The organism is Pseudomonas sp. S3_A09 (assembly GCF_054668065.1).
This window is the reverse complement of record NZ_CP162752.1, coordinates 286,529-300,554: the sequence shown is the minus strand read 5'-3', so window position 1 is coordinate 300,554 and position 14,026 is coordinate 286,529. Positions and strand designations below refer to the sequence as shown.

Annotated in this window: 13 protein-coding genes; 2 read left to right on the top strand and 11 right to left on the bottom strand. The window is 60.5% G+C overall.

The window, feature by feature from the left end; genetic code table 11:
- From AB4N92_RS01435 to AB4N92_RS01400, 8 genes are all read right to left on the bottom strand, one after another.
- Complete coding sequence (locus AB4N92_RS01435; RefSeq protein ID WP_010209377.1) at window positions 1–528, bottom strand: TRAP transporter small permease; 528 nt, start codon at window positions 526–528, stop codon at window positions 1–3.
- A gap of 64 nt (window positions 529–592) precedes the next feature.
- Complete coding sequence (locus AB4N92_RS01430; RefSeq protein ID WP_010209378.1) at window positions 593–1,555, bottom strand: TRAP transporter substrate-binding protein; 963 nt, start codon at window positions 1,553–1,555, stop codon at window positions 593–595.
- Between the two features lie 51 nt (window positions 1,556–1,606).
- Window positions 1,607–2,482: an SMP-30/gluconolactonase/LRE family protein gene (locus tag AB4N92_RS01425; RefSeq protein ID WP_010209380.1), complete on the bottom strand. Its 876-nt coding sequence runs from the start codon at window positions 2,480–2,482 to the stop codon at window positions 1,607–1,609.
- Between the two features lie 3 nt (window positions 2,483–2,485).
- Window positions 2,486–3,310 carry an NAD-dependent epimerase/dehydratase family protein gene (locus tag AB4N92_RS01420; protein ID WP_010209382.1) on the bottom strand — a complete coding sequence of 275 codons (825 nt, stop codon included), beginning with the start codon at window positions 3,308–3,310 and terminating at the stop codon, window positions 2,486–2,488.
- A gap of 232 nt (window positions 3,311–3,542) precedes the next feature.
- Window positions 3,543–4,805, bottom strand: a complete 1,263-nt coding sequence (locus tag AB4N92_RS01415) for an OprD family porin (RefSeq protein ID WP_010209383.1) — start codon at window positions 4,803–4,805, stop codon at window positions 3,543–3,545.
- A 257-nt stretch (window positions 4,806–5,062) separates the two neighbouring features.
- Entirely contained in the window at window positions 5,063–5,920 is an 858-nt protein-coding gene (copD, locus tag AB4N92_RS01410) for a copper homeostasis membrane protein CopD (RefSeq protein WP_010209384.1), read from the bottom strand.
- 3 nt (window positions 5,921–5,923) lie between these two features.
- Complete coding sequence (copC, locus tag AB4N92_RS01405) at window positions 5,924–6,289, bottom strand: copper homeostasis periplasmic binding protein CopC (RefSeq protein ID WP_010209386.1); 366 nt, start codon at window positions 6,287–6,289, stop codon at window positions 5,924–5,926.
- The gene (locus AB4N92_RS01400; protein ID WP_010209387.1) at window positions 6,283–6,750 is read right to left on the bottom strand and encodes a GNAT family N-acetyltransferase; all 468 of its coding nucleotides are present in this window, start codon (window positions 6,748–6,750) and stop codon (window positions 6,283–6,285) included. Before AB4N92_RS01400 ends, copC begins: the two co-directional genes overlap by 7 nt.
- A 143-nt stretch (window positions 6,751–6,893) precedes the next feature.
- Between AB4N92_RS01400 and AB4N92_RS01395 the strand changes: the two genes are divergently transcribed.
- Window positions 6,894–7,514, top strand: a complete 621-nt coding sequence (locus tag AB4N92_RS01395) for a TetR/AcrR family transcriptional regulator (protein WP_010209389.1) — start codon at window positions 6,894–6,896, stop codon at window positions 7,512–7,514.
- 118 nt (window positions 7,515–7,632) lie between these two features.
- On the opposite strand, the gene preA is transcribed toward AB4N92_RS01395, so the two are convergent.
- The 3 genes from preA to hydA all read right to left on the bottom strand — a co-directional run bounded on the left by preA (window position 7,633) and on the right by hydA (window position 11,875).
- Complete coding sequence (preA, locus tag AB4N92_RS01390; RefSeq protein WP_010209390.1) at window positions 7,633–8,907, bottom strand: NAD-dependent dihydropyrimidine dehydrogenase subunit PreA; 1,275 nt, start codon at window positions 8,905–8,907, stop codon at window positions 7,633–7,635.
- Window positions 8,907–10,274, bottom strand: coding sequence for an NAD(P)-dependent oxidoreductase (locus AB4N92_RS01385; protein WP_021492833.1), 1,368 nt, complete (start codon window positions 10,272–10,274; stop codon window positions 8,907–8,909). Before AB4N92_RS01385 ends, preA begins: the two co-directional genes overlap by 1 nt.
- Window positions 10,275–10,435: 161 nt before the next feature.
- The gene (gene hydA, locus AB4N92_RS01380) at window positions 10,436–11,875 is read right to left on the bottom strand and encodes a dihydropyrimidinase (RefSeq protein WP_187517286.1); all 1,440 of its coding nucleotides are present in this window, start codon (window positions 11,873–11,875) and stop codon (window positions 10,436–10,438) included.
- A gap of 591 nt (window positions 11,876–12,466) precedes the next feature.
- On the opposite strand from hydA, the gene AB4N92_RS01375 reads away from it, so the two are divergent.
- Entirely contained in the window at window positions 12,467–13,954 is a 1,488-nt protein-coding gene (locus AB4N92_RS01375; RefSeq protein WP_154847056.1) for an NCS1 family nucleobase:cation symporter-1, read from the top strand.
- The last annotated feature ends 72 nt before the right edge of the window (window positions 13,955–14,026 follow it).

Genomic DNA, 14,026 nt, shown 5'->3' with positions numbered 1-14,026 from the left:
TCAGGCAGCCCCTTCGCTTTCTTCAACCAGGTCGAAGCGCACGACCCGACGGTTGCTCTGATCACCGAGCAAGAGTTTCTCCACCACGAAAATCAAGGTCAGCAGCCCGCCAATCGGGATCGGCATGTAGGTGATGCCCACGCGCAGGGTAGGAATCGCACTCATGAACTGGTTCCAGGTGGACAGGCACAGTTTGGTGCCCCAGATAGTCATGAACAGGCAGATGGTGCCCATCAGCAATTGCGAAACGACGCCGATGATCTGGCGTTGGCGGGGCGGCAGGCGGTCGGTGACCATGGCCACCGACATATGCGCGCCGGCGCGGTAACTGGCGGCGGCGCCGATAAAGGTGAACACCAGCATCAGCAGGATGGCGGTGGGCTCCGGCCAGCTGGAGCCGGTGCCGAGGACGTAGCGGGCGAAGATGCCCCAGGGGATGATCAGCGCGACTCCCAATACCGAGAGGCCGGCGACCCAGATACAGGTCATGTAGATGCGGTCGTTGATGCGCAGCAGTAAATTCTTCATGGCGTTCACCGTAACCGGGCGCGTCGATGCCGACCGCGCCGGGCCTTGCTAGAGAAGGAGGGCGTTACTGAACGGCGTCGATACGCTGGATGATGTCGGCGTACGCCGCCCCGTACTTGGCGCGAACCGGTGCGGTGGCGTCATAGAAGGGTTTTTTGTCGACGGTGATGAACTCCACACCGGCGGCCTTGAGCTTGGTTTCACTGCTGGCGGACTTGGCGTCCCACAACACACGCTCGTCAGCCTGGGCGGCCTTGGCGGCTTTTTTCACCATATCCTGTTGCGCGGGGGTGAGTTTGTTCCAGGTGATTTTTGACATCACGATGGGCTCGGGCAAGATCAGGTGCTCGGTGAGGGTGTAGTACTTGGCGTTCTGGAAATGGTTGTGCTCAAGCAGGGTCGGCGGGTTGTTTTCCGCGCCGTCGATCACGCCGGTCTGCAGGGCGCTGAAGATCTCGCCGGTGTCCATGGCGATGCCATTGGCCCCCATTTCATTGAACGCTTCGATGAACAAGGGGTTGCCTTGTACGCGGATTTTCATGCCCTTGAGGTCTTCGATCTTGCGCACGGGTTTCTTGGTGTAGAGGTTGCGCGTGCCGCCGTCCATCCAGGCCAGGGCGACCAGGCCGAATTCGGAGTCGGTGATCTTGGCAAGGATTTCGTCGCCGATCTCGCCGTCGATGACCTTGCGCATGTGCGCCTGGTCACGGAACACGAACGGCAGGTTGAACACGTTCACGTCCGGCACCACCGGGCCGACGATGCCCAGGCTGACGCGGGTCATCTGGATAGCACCGACTTGCGCCTGTTCGACCACTTCTTTCTCGGACCCGAGGACACCGCCTGGGAAATACTTGAAGGTCAGTTCGCCGTTGCTTGCCTGGGTCAGGGCCTTGCCCATGTTCTCTTCAGCAACGACGGTGGGGTAGCCGGCGGGGTGGATGTCGGCAAATTTGATTTCCAGCGCATGGGCGGCGCTGCTGAGGGCGAAGCATGCGGCGGCGAGCAAGGTGCGTTTGAAGTCCATGGGAGGTCTCTCCTGTCTTGTTATTGTTGTATTCAAGGCACAGCGATGCAGCTAGAGGGTGAACGTGGGCTCCGGCAATCCGACAACGCCGGGGTTGAGGGCGAACACGCCGCCGGACAGTGACTGTTCACTCTGGTCATCGCGGATCGAGGTGACGAACAAGGTGTCCAGGCGACTGCCGCCAAACGCGCACATGGTGGGTTTTTTCACCGGTACGGTGAGGGAACGATCGAGGCGACCGTCGGGGCTGAAACGGTGGATCAGCCCGGCGTCGTTGGCGCAGATCCAGTAGCAGCCGTCGGCATCCACGGCGGCGCCGTCGGGGCGGCCGAGGTGCTTGTGCATATCCACGAACACGCGGCGATTGGAGGGCGTGCCGGTGTCGATGTCGTAATCGAACGCCCAGATCTGCTGCACCAGCGGGTGTGAGTCCGAGGCATACATTGTGCGGCCATCGGGGCTGAAAGCCAGGCCATTCAAGGTGATAAAACCGTCCAGTTGCGCATGGGGCGCCGCACCTGATGTGTAGCGATACAGGGTGCCCTCGGCTGCATTCAACCCCATGTTCAGCACCATGCTGCCGGCCCAGAATCGGCCCTGGCGGTCGCAGCGGCCGTCGTTCAGGCGCATGTCCTGGCGTGGGTGCTCGACAGCCGCCAGTAGCGTGGTGTCGAGGCTGCCGTCGTTGTGCGGGGTGAGCTGGAAGAAGCCGGTTTCCATGCCGGCGACCCAGTTGCCCGCATCGGTGCGGGCGATGCAGGCAAGCATCTGCGGGGCTGTCCAGGCGGCCACGTGGCCGGTGGCGGCGCTCCAGCGTTGCAGGCCACCCTTGGGGATGTCCACCCAGTACAGGGCGTTTTCCCCAGGCACCCACACCGGGCATTCACCCACGGCATTGCGCGCGTCGACAATCAATTCAGCGTTCATGGGTCAATCACCGAACGGGCCGGCCGCGCAGAACGCGCCGCCCTGGTAGACCTTGGCCGGGTCATTGTCGGACACCGGTGGCTGGGTTTCGACCTGGGCACGGAACACTTCGGAGCTGTCCTTTGGCGCAAAGCCCAGGTGGGCGGCGTAGCGGTTGTCCCACCAGGTGTCGAGGTTATCCGACATGCCGTAGACCACGGTGTGCCCGACGTTGGGGGTGTACAGCGCGCGCTCGAGCAACTGAGTCAGGTCGTCGAAGCTCAGCCACGTGTGCATCATCCGACGATTCTGCGGTTCCGGGAACGACGAGCCAATGCGGATGCTGACGGTCTCGATGCCATAGCGATCAAAGTAGAAGCTGGCCATGTCTTCGCCGTAGGACTTGGACAAGCCGTAGTAGCTGTCCGGGCGGCGAGGGGAGTGGGCGTCGAGTTTTTCACCTTGCTTGTAGAAGCCGATCACGTGGTTGGAACTGGCGAAAATCACGCGCTTCACACCGTGGCGGCGCGCGGCTTCATAGATATGAAAAATGCCGCTGATGTTCGCGCCGAGCACTTCTTCGAAAGAACGCTCCACCGAGACGCCGCCGAAGTGCAGGATCGCGTCGACGCCTTCCACCAGGTGGTGCACGGCTTGTTTGTCGGCGAGGTCGCAAGGTTGCACTTCTTCGGACGCGTCGGCAGCCGGGGCCATATTGGCGATGTCCGACAGACGCAGTACCTGGGCATAAGGGCGCAGGCGCTCGCGCAGGACCTTACCCAGGCCGCCAGCGGCACCGGTGAGCAGCAGGCGGTTGAATGGAACGGGCGTGGTTGGGGTAGTGGTCATGAGGGTTCCATTGTTGTTGTAGGTTGTCGTATGACTATGCCGAAGTATCGTTAGGGATTCCCTTGGTTGTCAACGTCCTTGCGGTCAGGTGATGGCCGGAAATGTGGGAGCGGGCTTGCTCGCAAATACAGTGTGTCAGTCGACTCATCCGCGGCGGATGTAGCGCATTCTCGAACAAGCCCGCTGCCACAGGGGTATGCGTTGACGGGAAGTTTCCGCTCGATCCGAAACCCTACAGCAGTGAGATCGGGTAGCTGATAAAGAGGCGATTTTCATCGAACTCGTTATTGCTGAAATCCCGACGCATGGTCGAATTGCGCCAGCGCACATTCAGATCCTTCAGTGCGCCGCTTTGCACTGTGTAGGCCAGTTCCGACTCCCGACCCCATTCCTTGCCATCGGTGATTGCCCCGGTGTGTACGTTACTGCCGCTGATATAGCGGTTCATCAGGGTCAACCCCGGAATGCCCAGTACCACGAAGTTGAAGTCATGGCGCACCTGCCAGGATTTTTCCTTGGCGTTATCGTAGCTGGCGTTGTAGCTGTCGTTGGCCAGGGTCCCGCCGCTGGTGCCGTTGACCCGCATCCACACGCTGTCACCGGTGAGTTTCTGCAGGCCCACATAGAAAGTGTTGCCGTTGTATTTGGCTGAGAGCAGGGCGAAAGCGGTTTTGTTGTCGAGGTCGCCGGCCAGGGCGCTGCCGTCTTCCTTACCGGTGAAAAAACCGAGGTTGGCGCCCAGGGTCCAGTCGCCGACAGGTTGGCTGTGGGTCAAGTTGAAATACTGCTGCTGGTAGATGTCGCTGAGTTCGGCGTACCACACACCGACCTGGGTGCGTTTGTCGTTGAAGCTGTATTCGCCGCCACCGAAGTTGAAGCGGTCGGAGGTGAACGCGGCTTTGCCGTTCATGAACATGTCTTCCATGCTCGCATCGTTGCGCGGGCTGTTACCGCGAAACTGCCCGCCGTAAAGCGTCAGGCCGGCGATTTCATTGGAGGTGACCTGGCCTCCGCGGAAGGTCTGGGGCAGGGAGCGGCCGTCGTCGGAGCGCAGGATCGGCAGCACTGGCATCCATTCGCCGACCTTCAATTCAGTCTTCGATAATTTGGTTTTCAGCGCCACGCCAAGGCGCCCGAAGTTATCGGCCGGGCGGCCATCGCTGTGGATCGGCAGCAACTGCGTACCGCCGGTGCCTTTACCGCCATCGAGCTTTTGCGAATACAGGCCCAGCACATCAATGCCGAAGCCCACCGTCCCTGTGGTGTAGCCGGACTTGGCGTCGAGAATGAAGTTCTGCGTCCATTCTTCGGCCTTGCCCTGGGGGTTGGTCGGGTTGGTGAAGTTACGGTTGAAGTAGGCGTTGCGCAGGTTGAGCGTGGCCTTCGCGTCTTCGATAAAACCGTCGGCCTGAACGCTGAGGGGGAGGGTAAATGCCAGGCTGCCGAGACCGAGGAGGCCGATACATGAGGACGAATTGCGGGCGAATTGACTCACAGTGGAACTCCCTTTTTTGTTGTTTTTATTATTTGTCATACGTCGTCGTACAACATTGAGCGGGATATTTGCGAGGTTTTCGAGGGCTGTCAAGCAGAAGTTATACGATGACTCGGGGCGGGTTGATCAAAAGCGGGCACCGCCACTGTGGGAGCTGACTTGCCTGCGATGGCATTGCCGCGGTGTTCCTGCCAGACCGTGTTGTCTCCATCGCAGGCAAGCCAGCTCCTACAGGGATTGCATTTCAACCTCTGTTTTTAGCCGGCCATAACCATTGGCGGGAGGGTACCCAACAGCGAGACGGCGGCTACCGCTGAAACACCCAGTAACCATTCCAGCATCACGCTGGCCTTCAAAGTGCCCAATCGCGCTTCACAACGTTCGATACGGAGCCGGTTCAGCAAGGCCAGCGCCAACATCCCCAGCACCAGCAGCACCTTGATCAACAGGATCAACGCGAACCCCTGGAACAAAGGCGTGGGCCACAGTTGCCCGGTAAGCACACGCACGTTGATCAAACCGGTGACCAGCAAACCGGCGACCAGGCCATAACCCACACCGCTGAACCGCCGCAGGATCGGCTCCAGCGCCAAGGGGGGCGAGTGCCTGAGGATCAACACCAGCAGGAGCAATCCGCCTAGCCAGGCACCCACACACGCCAGGTGCACCACCTGATTGAGGATCAGTAATTGCCCGCTGAGCCCATCGAGCATGGCGCCATGGCCGACCGGCGCCAAGGTCCCCAGCAACAACGCGATGACCGCCAAGCGCAGTGCCCGCCAGGGTTTGATCAGCACGATCAGCAGCAACAGGTTCAATAGCAGGTGCCATACCCACACCTGGCCAAAGAAGGTCTTGCCCAGTACCAACTGCACGGTGGCCGGTTGCAGCGCCGCGTCCCAGCGACCTGCCATGCTGGCGGTAATCAACAGCAACCAGGCCACGCCGGAAAACACCCCCAGCCAGGCCAGCCCACGGGTGATACGGTCAAGTTGCCGGTCCAGTACCGGTTGCGTTTCAGCGCCCAGCAGCCAGGGCCTGAAAGCGCAGGACCCGAACATCAGCAGCACGACGATGAAATGCAGGAAGCGGCACAGCACCAGCAGCGTCGCCATGGGTTATTGGCCGACCTTGAAGCTGTACTCACCGTTGCTCTTGTGGGTGTCGACCGAAACCGCGTTCCACACCACTGTGTAGTTACCGGCGGCCAGTGGTGCGGCCGGGGTGACTACCAGGACTTTCTTGTCGGCTCCTAAGGTTTCCAGGCCCTTGATCGCAACTTCGGTGCCGTCCTTGCTCAGGGACACCTTGGTGAAGGTGGCCTCGACGCCTTCGCTGAAGGTCAGGCGCAGGTCTTTAGGCGCGGCGACGCTGCTGTCGGCCGCCGGTTCGGCGCTTTTGAGGTGCGCGTGGGCGAATGCGGCAGATGCACCCAGCAGAGAGGCGAGCAGGGCGACGGTGGTGAGGCTTTTCTTGATCAACATTGTTCAATACCTTCGGGGTCAGGAGTCGGTAAAGCCATGTGCAGCAACGGAAAGGGCTTGCCTTCGCCATCCAGCGGCGAGCGCGCGACCTGGATAAAACCATAATGCAGATAGAAGCCCACGGCTTGGGGGTTTTGTTCGTTCACGTCCACCGTGAGCGTGTCGTGACGGGCGCGGGCGTGGTCCAGCAACTGGCGGCCGATGCCCTGGCCACGGCGGTCGGGCTCGATGAACAGCATTTCCACGTTGTGCCCACCGGTGCCGATGAAACCGGCGATGCCGTGTGGGTCTTCATACACCCACACATCCAGCGCGGGCATTGGCAGGTAGGTGTCGCGCACCAGGGGCAGCAGACGTTGGATGTCATCCTCGGGGAGGAAATCATGGGTGGCGCGTACCGAGCGCTCCCACAGTGCTCCCAGCACGGGGTCGTCGGTGGGCACGCGAGGTCGAATAGTCATTGCGGTGATCCTTCATGGGGACCGCGATCCTAACCAATCCGATTTCCAGGGGAAAGGTTCGCGTCAGAAGTTTCATTATGGGCTGTCGCCGCGATCTAGAGCCGATGGTAGTCTTTAAGCCAAGTTGTTGTCAGGGAGCCCTTATGGGCAATCACAAGATCGGAATTCGTCGGGTCAACGTCGAGAAAATCCTGCTGGCGGCGGAGAAAATCTTCGCCGAAAAAGGCTATGGCAGTACCGCCATGGCGGATATCGCCGAAGAAGTGCAACTGCCGCGCTCCAACCTGCATTACTACTTCACCACCAAAAGCGAGCTGTACAGCGCGGTGCTGTTCGATCTGCTGGAGGTGTGGAAGCAGGACGCCTTGAGTTTTGAGACCTTCGATGACCCGCGGGTGGTGCTCAGCAGTTACATCCGCGCCAAGATGCAACGCTCGCGCACCCGGCCCTATGGCTCGAAAGTCTGGGCCAATGAAATCATCCACGGCGCGCCGACGCTTGGTGAGGCATTGGATGAAAGCCTGTACGACTGGGCCAAGATGAAGGAAGCGAAAATTCGCCAGTGGGTGGAAGACAAACGCATCCTGCCGGTGGAACCGTCGAGCCTGCTGTACATGATCTGGGCCTCGACCCAGCACTATGCCGACTTTGATCATCAGGTGAAGATCCTGAATGAGCACCAGCCGTTGTCGGATATGCAGTTTGAGAAGGCAATACAGACGGTGACGAGTGTGATCTTGCGGGGGATTGGGCTGGAGCCTTGACGGGTCGAGGCTGATGGCCTCTTCGCGAGCAAGCCCGCTCCCACATTCGACTGCATTCTATCTGGAGGAATGCGGTCGAATGTGGGGGCGGGCTTGCTCGCGAAGGCGGCCTGAAGGGCTACACAGCTTCGCGGTAGGGATTCCTCGGATCCTGCGTCCAATTCAAGAACGGCTTGCCTGTGTCCATCGGCACCATCTCGATACAGTCCGCCACCGGGCAGGTGATCTGACACAGGTTGCAGCCCACGCACTCATCATCGATCACCTCGTATTTATGCGTGCCATCCGCCTGTTTCAAACTGGCGATGGCCTGGTGCGACGTGTCCTCACAGGCAATGTGGCAACGTCCGCAGCCAATGCAGGCTTCCTGATCGATCTTCGCAATGACTTGATAGTTGATATCCAGGTACTTCCAGTCCGTCGTGTTGCCCACCGCACGCCCGGAAAAGTCCTGCAGGCTGTTGTAGCCTTGGCTGTCCATCCATCGCGATAGTCCGTCCTTCATCTCCTCCACAATCCGAAACCCATGCAGCATCGCCGCCGTGCACACCTGCACCGCGCCGCAGCCCAGGGCTACAAACTCCGCCGCGTCACGCCAGTTGCCGATGCCACCAATGCCGCAGATCGGCAGGCCCTGGGTCTGCGGGTCGCGGGCGATTTCGGCGACCATGTTCAGCGCGATCGGCTTGACCGCCGAACCGCAATAACCGCCGTGGGTACTTTGGGTGCCCACCACCGGCAGCGCGACCATGCGTTCCAGGTCGACGCTGGTGATGGAGTTGATGGTGTTGATCAGCGACACCGCATCCGCGCCGCCGCGATACGCGGCCCGCGCCGCCACGCGAATGTCGGTGATATTAGGCGTGAGCTTGACGATCACCGGCAGCGAGCAATAGGTTTTGCACCAGCGCGTCACCTGTTCCACATACTCCGGCACCTGGCCTACCGCCGCGCCCATGCCGCGTTCGGGCATGCCGTGGGGGCAGCCGAAGTTCAGTTCGATACCGTCGCAGCCGGTGGCTTCCACCAGCGGCAGGATTGTTTTCCAGGACTCCTCGACGCACGGCACCATCAGCGACACGATCAGCGCGCGGTCGGGCCAATCCTTTTTCACCTGGGTGATTTCCCGCAGGTTGATCTCCAGGGAGCGGTCCGTGATCAGCTCGATATTGTTGATGCCCATCACTTCACGGTTGGGACCGTAGTGCGCCGAGTAGCGTGACGACACGTTGACCGCTGCAGGGTCTTCGCCAAGGGTTTTCCAGACCACGCCACCCCAGCCGGCCTCGAAGGCGCGCACCACGTTGTAAGCCTTGTCGGTGGGCGGCGCGGAGGCCAGCCAGAACGGGTTGGGGGCTTTGATACCGGCAAATACAATCGAGAGATCGGCCATTACGCAGCCTCCGCATTCAACATGAGTTGGGCGTGCATGGCCTCGGCGGCCAGCTTGCCGTGTTGCACGGCCTGCACGGTGAGGTCCTGGCCGAGGCTGACGCAATCGCCACCCGCGTACACACCGGGAATGCTGGTGCGCAGCTGTTCGTCGACGAAAATCCTTTCACCGACACGGTGCAGCTGCTGGGCCAGCGGATCGTGCAGTGCCTCGTTGTCGAAACCCTGGCCGATGGCCTTGAAGATCGCATCGGCAGCCAGTTCGAAGGTTTCGCCGGTCGGGAGCAGACGGCCGTTTTCCATGCGCGTGCGCAGGAAGCGCATGCCGCGCACATGGCCCTGATCGTCCAGCAGCACCTCCTCCGGCTGGGCCCAGGTCAGCAGGCGTACCTGGTTGGCCTTGGCGATGTCCTGTTCATGGTGGGTGGCGCCCATGTCCGCCAGGCCACGGCGGTAGACGAGGTTCACATCGTGGGCACCGAGACGGGCCATCTGCACGGCCATGTCGATGGCGGTGTTGCCGGCGCCGAGCACGATGCAGCGATTGGCCAGGGGCAGTTGGGTCAGGTCGTCGGCCTGGCGCAGTTCGCGGATGTAGTCGGTGGCGGCGAGCAGGCCGGGGGCGTCTTCGTGGGGCAGGCCGAGCTGTTTGCTCGCGGCCAGGCCGAGGCCGAGGAACACCGAATCGAATTGCTGATGCAGTTCGCTGAGGGTCAGGTTATCGCCGAGGCGCTGGCCGTGACGAATCTCGATGCCGCCGATTTGCAGCAGAAAATCCAGCTCCTTCTGCGCGAAGTCATCCACCAGTTTGTACTTGGCGATCCCGTATTCATTCAGGCCGCCGGCTTTTTCCCGGGCCTCGAAAATCACCACGTCATGGCCGTGCAAGGCGCTGCGGTGGGCGCAGGCCAGTCCCGCAGGGCCTGCACCCACCACGGCGATACGCTTGCCGGTAGAGGCTGCGCGGTGGAAGGGGTGCTCGGTGAAGTGTGCATTGTCGACGGCATAACGTTGCAACAGACCGATCAGCACCGGCGCGCATTCTTCAGCGTTGTTACGCACGCAGGCTTGCTGGCAGAGGATCTCGGTGGGACAGACCCTGGCGCAACTGCCGCCGAGAATGTTGGCCGAGAGGATTTTTTGCGCCGCGCCTTGTACGTTTTCGGTGTGGATGTTGCGGATAAACGACGGGATGTCGATTTCGCTGGGGCACGCATTCACGCACGGCGCGTCGTAGCAATACAGGCAGCGCGAGGCTTCCAGTTGTGCCTGGCGGGCGTTGAGAGGCGGTGCCAGGTCGGTGAAATGGCTGGCGAGGGTGGCCCCGTCTTCGTGGGGATGGGGGAGGTGGGTCAGGGTCTGGATCACGGTTTTGGCCTCACGGTGATTGAGGTGCTGCCTCTGATGGGCATTGGTTTTTTTGTTGCCTGTGCTGGCCTCTTCGCAGGCAAGCCAGCTCCCACATGCATCGGGTTCACAGGGTTAAAATGTGGGAGCCGGGCTTGCCCGCGACAGGCCTAAGGCCGTTTTCAGCGCTTCACAGCAGTGGGCCTGGAACGCTCTGCGCGCTTGCTCAACTGCTCGAACACCGGCGGGTACGTCGGCCGCTCTACATACCGCCCGGCCCCGCGCTCGGCGCGCAGGTCGCCATCGGCCCAGACCAGCTTGCCCTGGCTGATGGTATGGCTCGGCACGCCGCGCACGGTCTTGCCTTCGAAGATGTTGAAGTCGACTTTCTGATGGTGGGTCTTGGCGGAAATGGTCCGCGTCCCCTCGGGGTCCCACAGCACCAGGTCGGCATCCGCGCCCACGCGGATCGCACCTTTGCGCGGGTAGAGATTGAAGATCTTCGCAGTGTTGGTGGAGGTCAGCGCGACAAACTCCTGCATCGACAGGCGCCCGGTGTTGACCCCTTCATCCCACAACAAGGCCATACGGTCTTCGATGCCGGCGGTGCCGTTGGGGATTTTGCTGAAGTCGTCACGGCCGGCGGCTTTTTGCTCGGCGCAAAAGCAGCAGTGGTCGGTGGCAGTGGTGTGCAGGTTGCCGGATTGCAGGCCGTGCCACAGCGCTTCCTGATGCCCGCGTGGGCGGAACGGCGGGCTCATCACGTAACCGGCGGCGGTCTGCCAGTCCGGGTGCTGGTAGACGCTGTCGTCCAGCAGCAGGTGGCCGGCGAGGACTTCGCCATAGACCGGTTGGCCTTTACTGCGGGCGTAGGTGATTTCATCCAACGCCTCTTTGGTGGACACATGCACCAGGTAGAGCGGCGTGCCGATGGTCTCGGCGATGCGGATTGCGCGGCTGGCCGCTTCGCCCTCGACTTGCGAAGGGCGCGACAGCGGATGCGCCTCGGGCCCGGTGATGCCCTGGGCCATCAGCTTGCGTTGCAGGTGGTACACCAGCTCGCCGTTTTCCGCATGCACGGTGGGCACCGCGCCCAGTTCCAGGCAGCGTTCGAAGCTGGCGACCAAGGTGTCGTCCGCCGCCATGATTGCGTTCTTGTAGGCCATGAAGTGCTTGAAGCTGTTGATGCCGTGCTGACTCACCAACTCGGCCATTTCTTCACGCACCTGTTCGCTCCACCAAGTGATCGCTACGTGGAAGCCGTAGTCTGAAGCGGATTTTTCCGCCCAGCCGCGCCACTGGTGAAACGCTTCCAACAGGGATTGCTGTGGGTTGGGAATCACAAAGTCGATGATCGATGTGGTGCCGCCCGCCAGACCTGCCGCCGTGCCACTGAAAAAGTCTTCACTGGCCACGGTGCCCATGAAGGGCAGTTGCATATGGGTATGAGGGTCGATGCCGCCGGGCATCAGGTATTGGCCGCTGCCATCGAGTATTTCAGTACCGGCGGGAATATCCAGATTCGTACCAATAGCCCGAATTAGACCGCCCGCGCATAACACTTCGGCGCGATAACTTTCATCATGGGTAACAAGGGTGGCGCCACGGATCAACAGCGACATGTCGAGTTCCTCACAGGCTTGACCGGCTTGTGCCAGTTCTAAGTGTTGTAATGCTGCTTACCGATGATCGATTAATTCCTGTCATCGGTGACAGGAATAGAAACTAGCCCGAGTTTTTCGATTGAGCAAGAAGATTTTTCATAAGCTCATATCAATGATAAATAGTTGATTATTAAGGATAAAAAACGAAATTCACCAAAATGTAGCGTGCACTCACCATTTTGACGCACTTGACAGGTTCTTAAATTGAGCAACATTTCTTATTGCAAATCAGACGCTTGAGACTTGCCTCTTGACGGGGCGGGAAAATAAAAATAATTGTGTTGCACCAGATTGAGTCCTGATGGTTCGGCCAACTTTCGCTTTAGTTAGCCTGAGTAAAGCGGCAAGTTTCGAAGGCTCACTCGGAAAGCTGATAAACATCAGCAAGTTATATAAGCGGTGTGGGTGCGGTAACGGTTGTCGGCACGGATATTGAGTGCAGTGGCGGCTGGCCGGGCCCGTGATGTCATGTTGTTTACGAGGTACTCCGGCCACCTGCACACACCTTGCAGGCGAGTAACAATAATTCGAAAAAACCGTGGAGCGGCCATGCAACAGAACAGATCGCAAGTCATCGAACGCAACGGCCTGTACGAACTCGACGCCGGCCCCGACGTCCTCGACAGCCCCCGCTATAACCACGACATGGCACCGACCAAGGTGCATGAACGCACCTGGAACAAGTGGCACATCACCGCGCTGTGGGTCGGCATGTCGATCTGCGTGCCCACCTATACCTTGGGCGGGGTACTCACCGCGTACTTCGGTCTGTCGGTGGGGGAAGCGCTGATGGCGATCCTGCTGGCGAATATCGTGGTGCTGATTCCGTTGACCCTCAACGCCTTCCCCGGCACCCAGTACGGCATACCCTTCCCGGTCTTGTTGCGCTCGTCGTTCGGCATCCTGGGTTCCAACGTGCCGTGCCTGATCCGGGCGCTTGTGGCCTGTGGCTGGTTTGGCATCCAGACGATGTTTGGCGGGCTGGCGATTCACCTGTTCCTGGGCTCGATTTTCGAGGGCTGGAAGTCCCTAGGCGGCACCGGTGAAGTGATCGGTTTCATGATGTTCTGGTGCCTGAATCTGTGGGTGGTGTTACGTGGCGCCGAGTCGATCAAGCGCTTGGAAACCCTGTCCGCGCCGCTGCTGGTGGCGGTGGGCATCGGCCTGCTGGTATGGGCGATGCCCAATGTGTCCATCAGCGAGCTGATGGCCATCCCGCCCAAGCGTCCAGAAGGTGCGAGCCTCACGGGCTACTTCATGGCTGGCCTGACGGCGATGGTGGGGTTCTGGGCTACCTTGTCCTTGAATATTCCTGACTTCAGCCGCTACGCCAAAAGCCAGAAGGACCAGATCCTCGGGCAGATCTTCGGTTTGCCGCTGACCATGTTCCTGTTCGCCGCCCTCGGCGTGATCATGACTGCTGCCTCGGTCAAGCTGGTGGGGGTGAGCGTGTCCGATCCGGTGACCCTGATCGGGCATATCCAGAGCCCGGTGTGGGTGGCCGTGGCCATGGCGCTGATCATCGTCGCGACCTTGTCCACCAACACCGCGGCGAACATCGTCTCGCCCACCAATGACTTTCAGAACATTGCGCCGAAGCTGATCAACCGCACCACGGCGGTGATCCTCACCGGTTTGGTGGGGTTGGTGCTGATGGGCCATGAACTGCTGAAAAAACTCGGCTTGATCGTCTCGGATGTGAGCCTGGAAACCGTGTATTCCAACTGGTTGCTGGGCTACTCAAGCCTGCTGGGCCCGATCGCCGGGATCATGGTGGTGGACTACTTCATCACCCGCAAACAGCAACTGGACCTGGCCGGTCTGTACCGCGACGACGTGTACCCGGCGTGGAACTGGAGCGGCTTTATCGCCTTTGGCGTGCCGGTGGTGCTGACCTTGCTGTCGCTGGGCAGTGATGCGTTCAGCTGGTTCTACAGCTATGGCTGGTTTACCGGTTCGGCCTTGGGCGGGTTGTTGTATTACGGCCTGAATGCCAGGCGTGGCATCAGCCCCGTTGCCGCCAAGTCACCTCTGTAAACACGGCCAATGTGGGAGCTGGCTTGCCTGCGATTGCATCACCTCAGTTCGGCAGAAATACCGAGCCGCCTG

Excerpts from the sequence above, each read along its gene's own strand:
- AB4N92_RS01435 (WP_010209377.1), bottom strand. The coding sequence starts at position 528 with ATGAAGAATTTACTGCTGCGCATCAACGACCGCATCTACATGACCTGT.
- AB4N92_RS01430 (WP_010209378.1), bottom strand. The coding sequence starts at position 1,555 with ATGGACTTCAAACGCACCTTGCTCGCCGCCGCATGCTTCGCCCTCAGC.
- AB4N92_RS01425 (WP_010209380.1), bottom strand. The coding sequence starts at position 2,482 with ATGAACGCTGAATTGATTGTCGACGCGCGCAATGCCGTGGGTGAATGC.
- AB4N92_RS01420 (WP_010209382.1), bottom strand. The coding sequence starts at position 3,310 with ATGACCACTACCCCAACCACGCCCGTTCCATTCAACCGCCTGCTGCTC.
- copD (WP_010209384.1), bottom strand. The coding sequence starts at position 5,920 with ATGGCGACGCTGCTGGTGCTGTGCCGCTTCCTGCATTTCATCGTCGTG.
- copC (WP_010209386.1), bottom strand. The coding sequence starts at position 6,289 with ATGTTGATCAAGAAAAGCCTCACCACCGTCGCCCTGCTCGCCTCTCTG.
- AB4N92_RS01400 (WP_010209387.1), bottom strand. The coding sequence starts at position 6,750 with ATGACTATTCGACCTCGCGTGCCCACCGACGACCCCGTGCTGGGAGCA.
- AB4N92_RS01395 (WP_010209389.1), top strand. The coding sequence starts at position 6,894 with ATGGGCAATCACAAGATCGGAATTCGTCGGGTCAACGTCGAGAAAATC.
- preA (WP_010209390.1), bottom strand. The coding sequence starts at position 8,907 with ATGGCCGATCTCTCGATTGTATTTGCCGGTATCAAAGCCCCCAACCCG.
- hydA (WP_187517286.1), bottom strand. The coding sequence starts at position 11,875 with ATGTCGCTGTTGATCCGTGGCGCCACCCTTGTTACCCATGATGAAAGT.
- AB4N92_RS01375 (WP_154847056.1), top strand. The coding sequence starts at position 12,467 with ATGCAACAGAACAGATCGCAAGTCATCGAACGCAACGGCCTGTACGAA.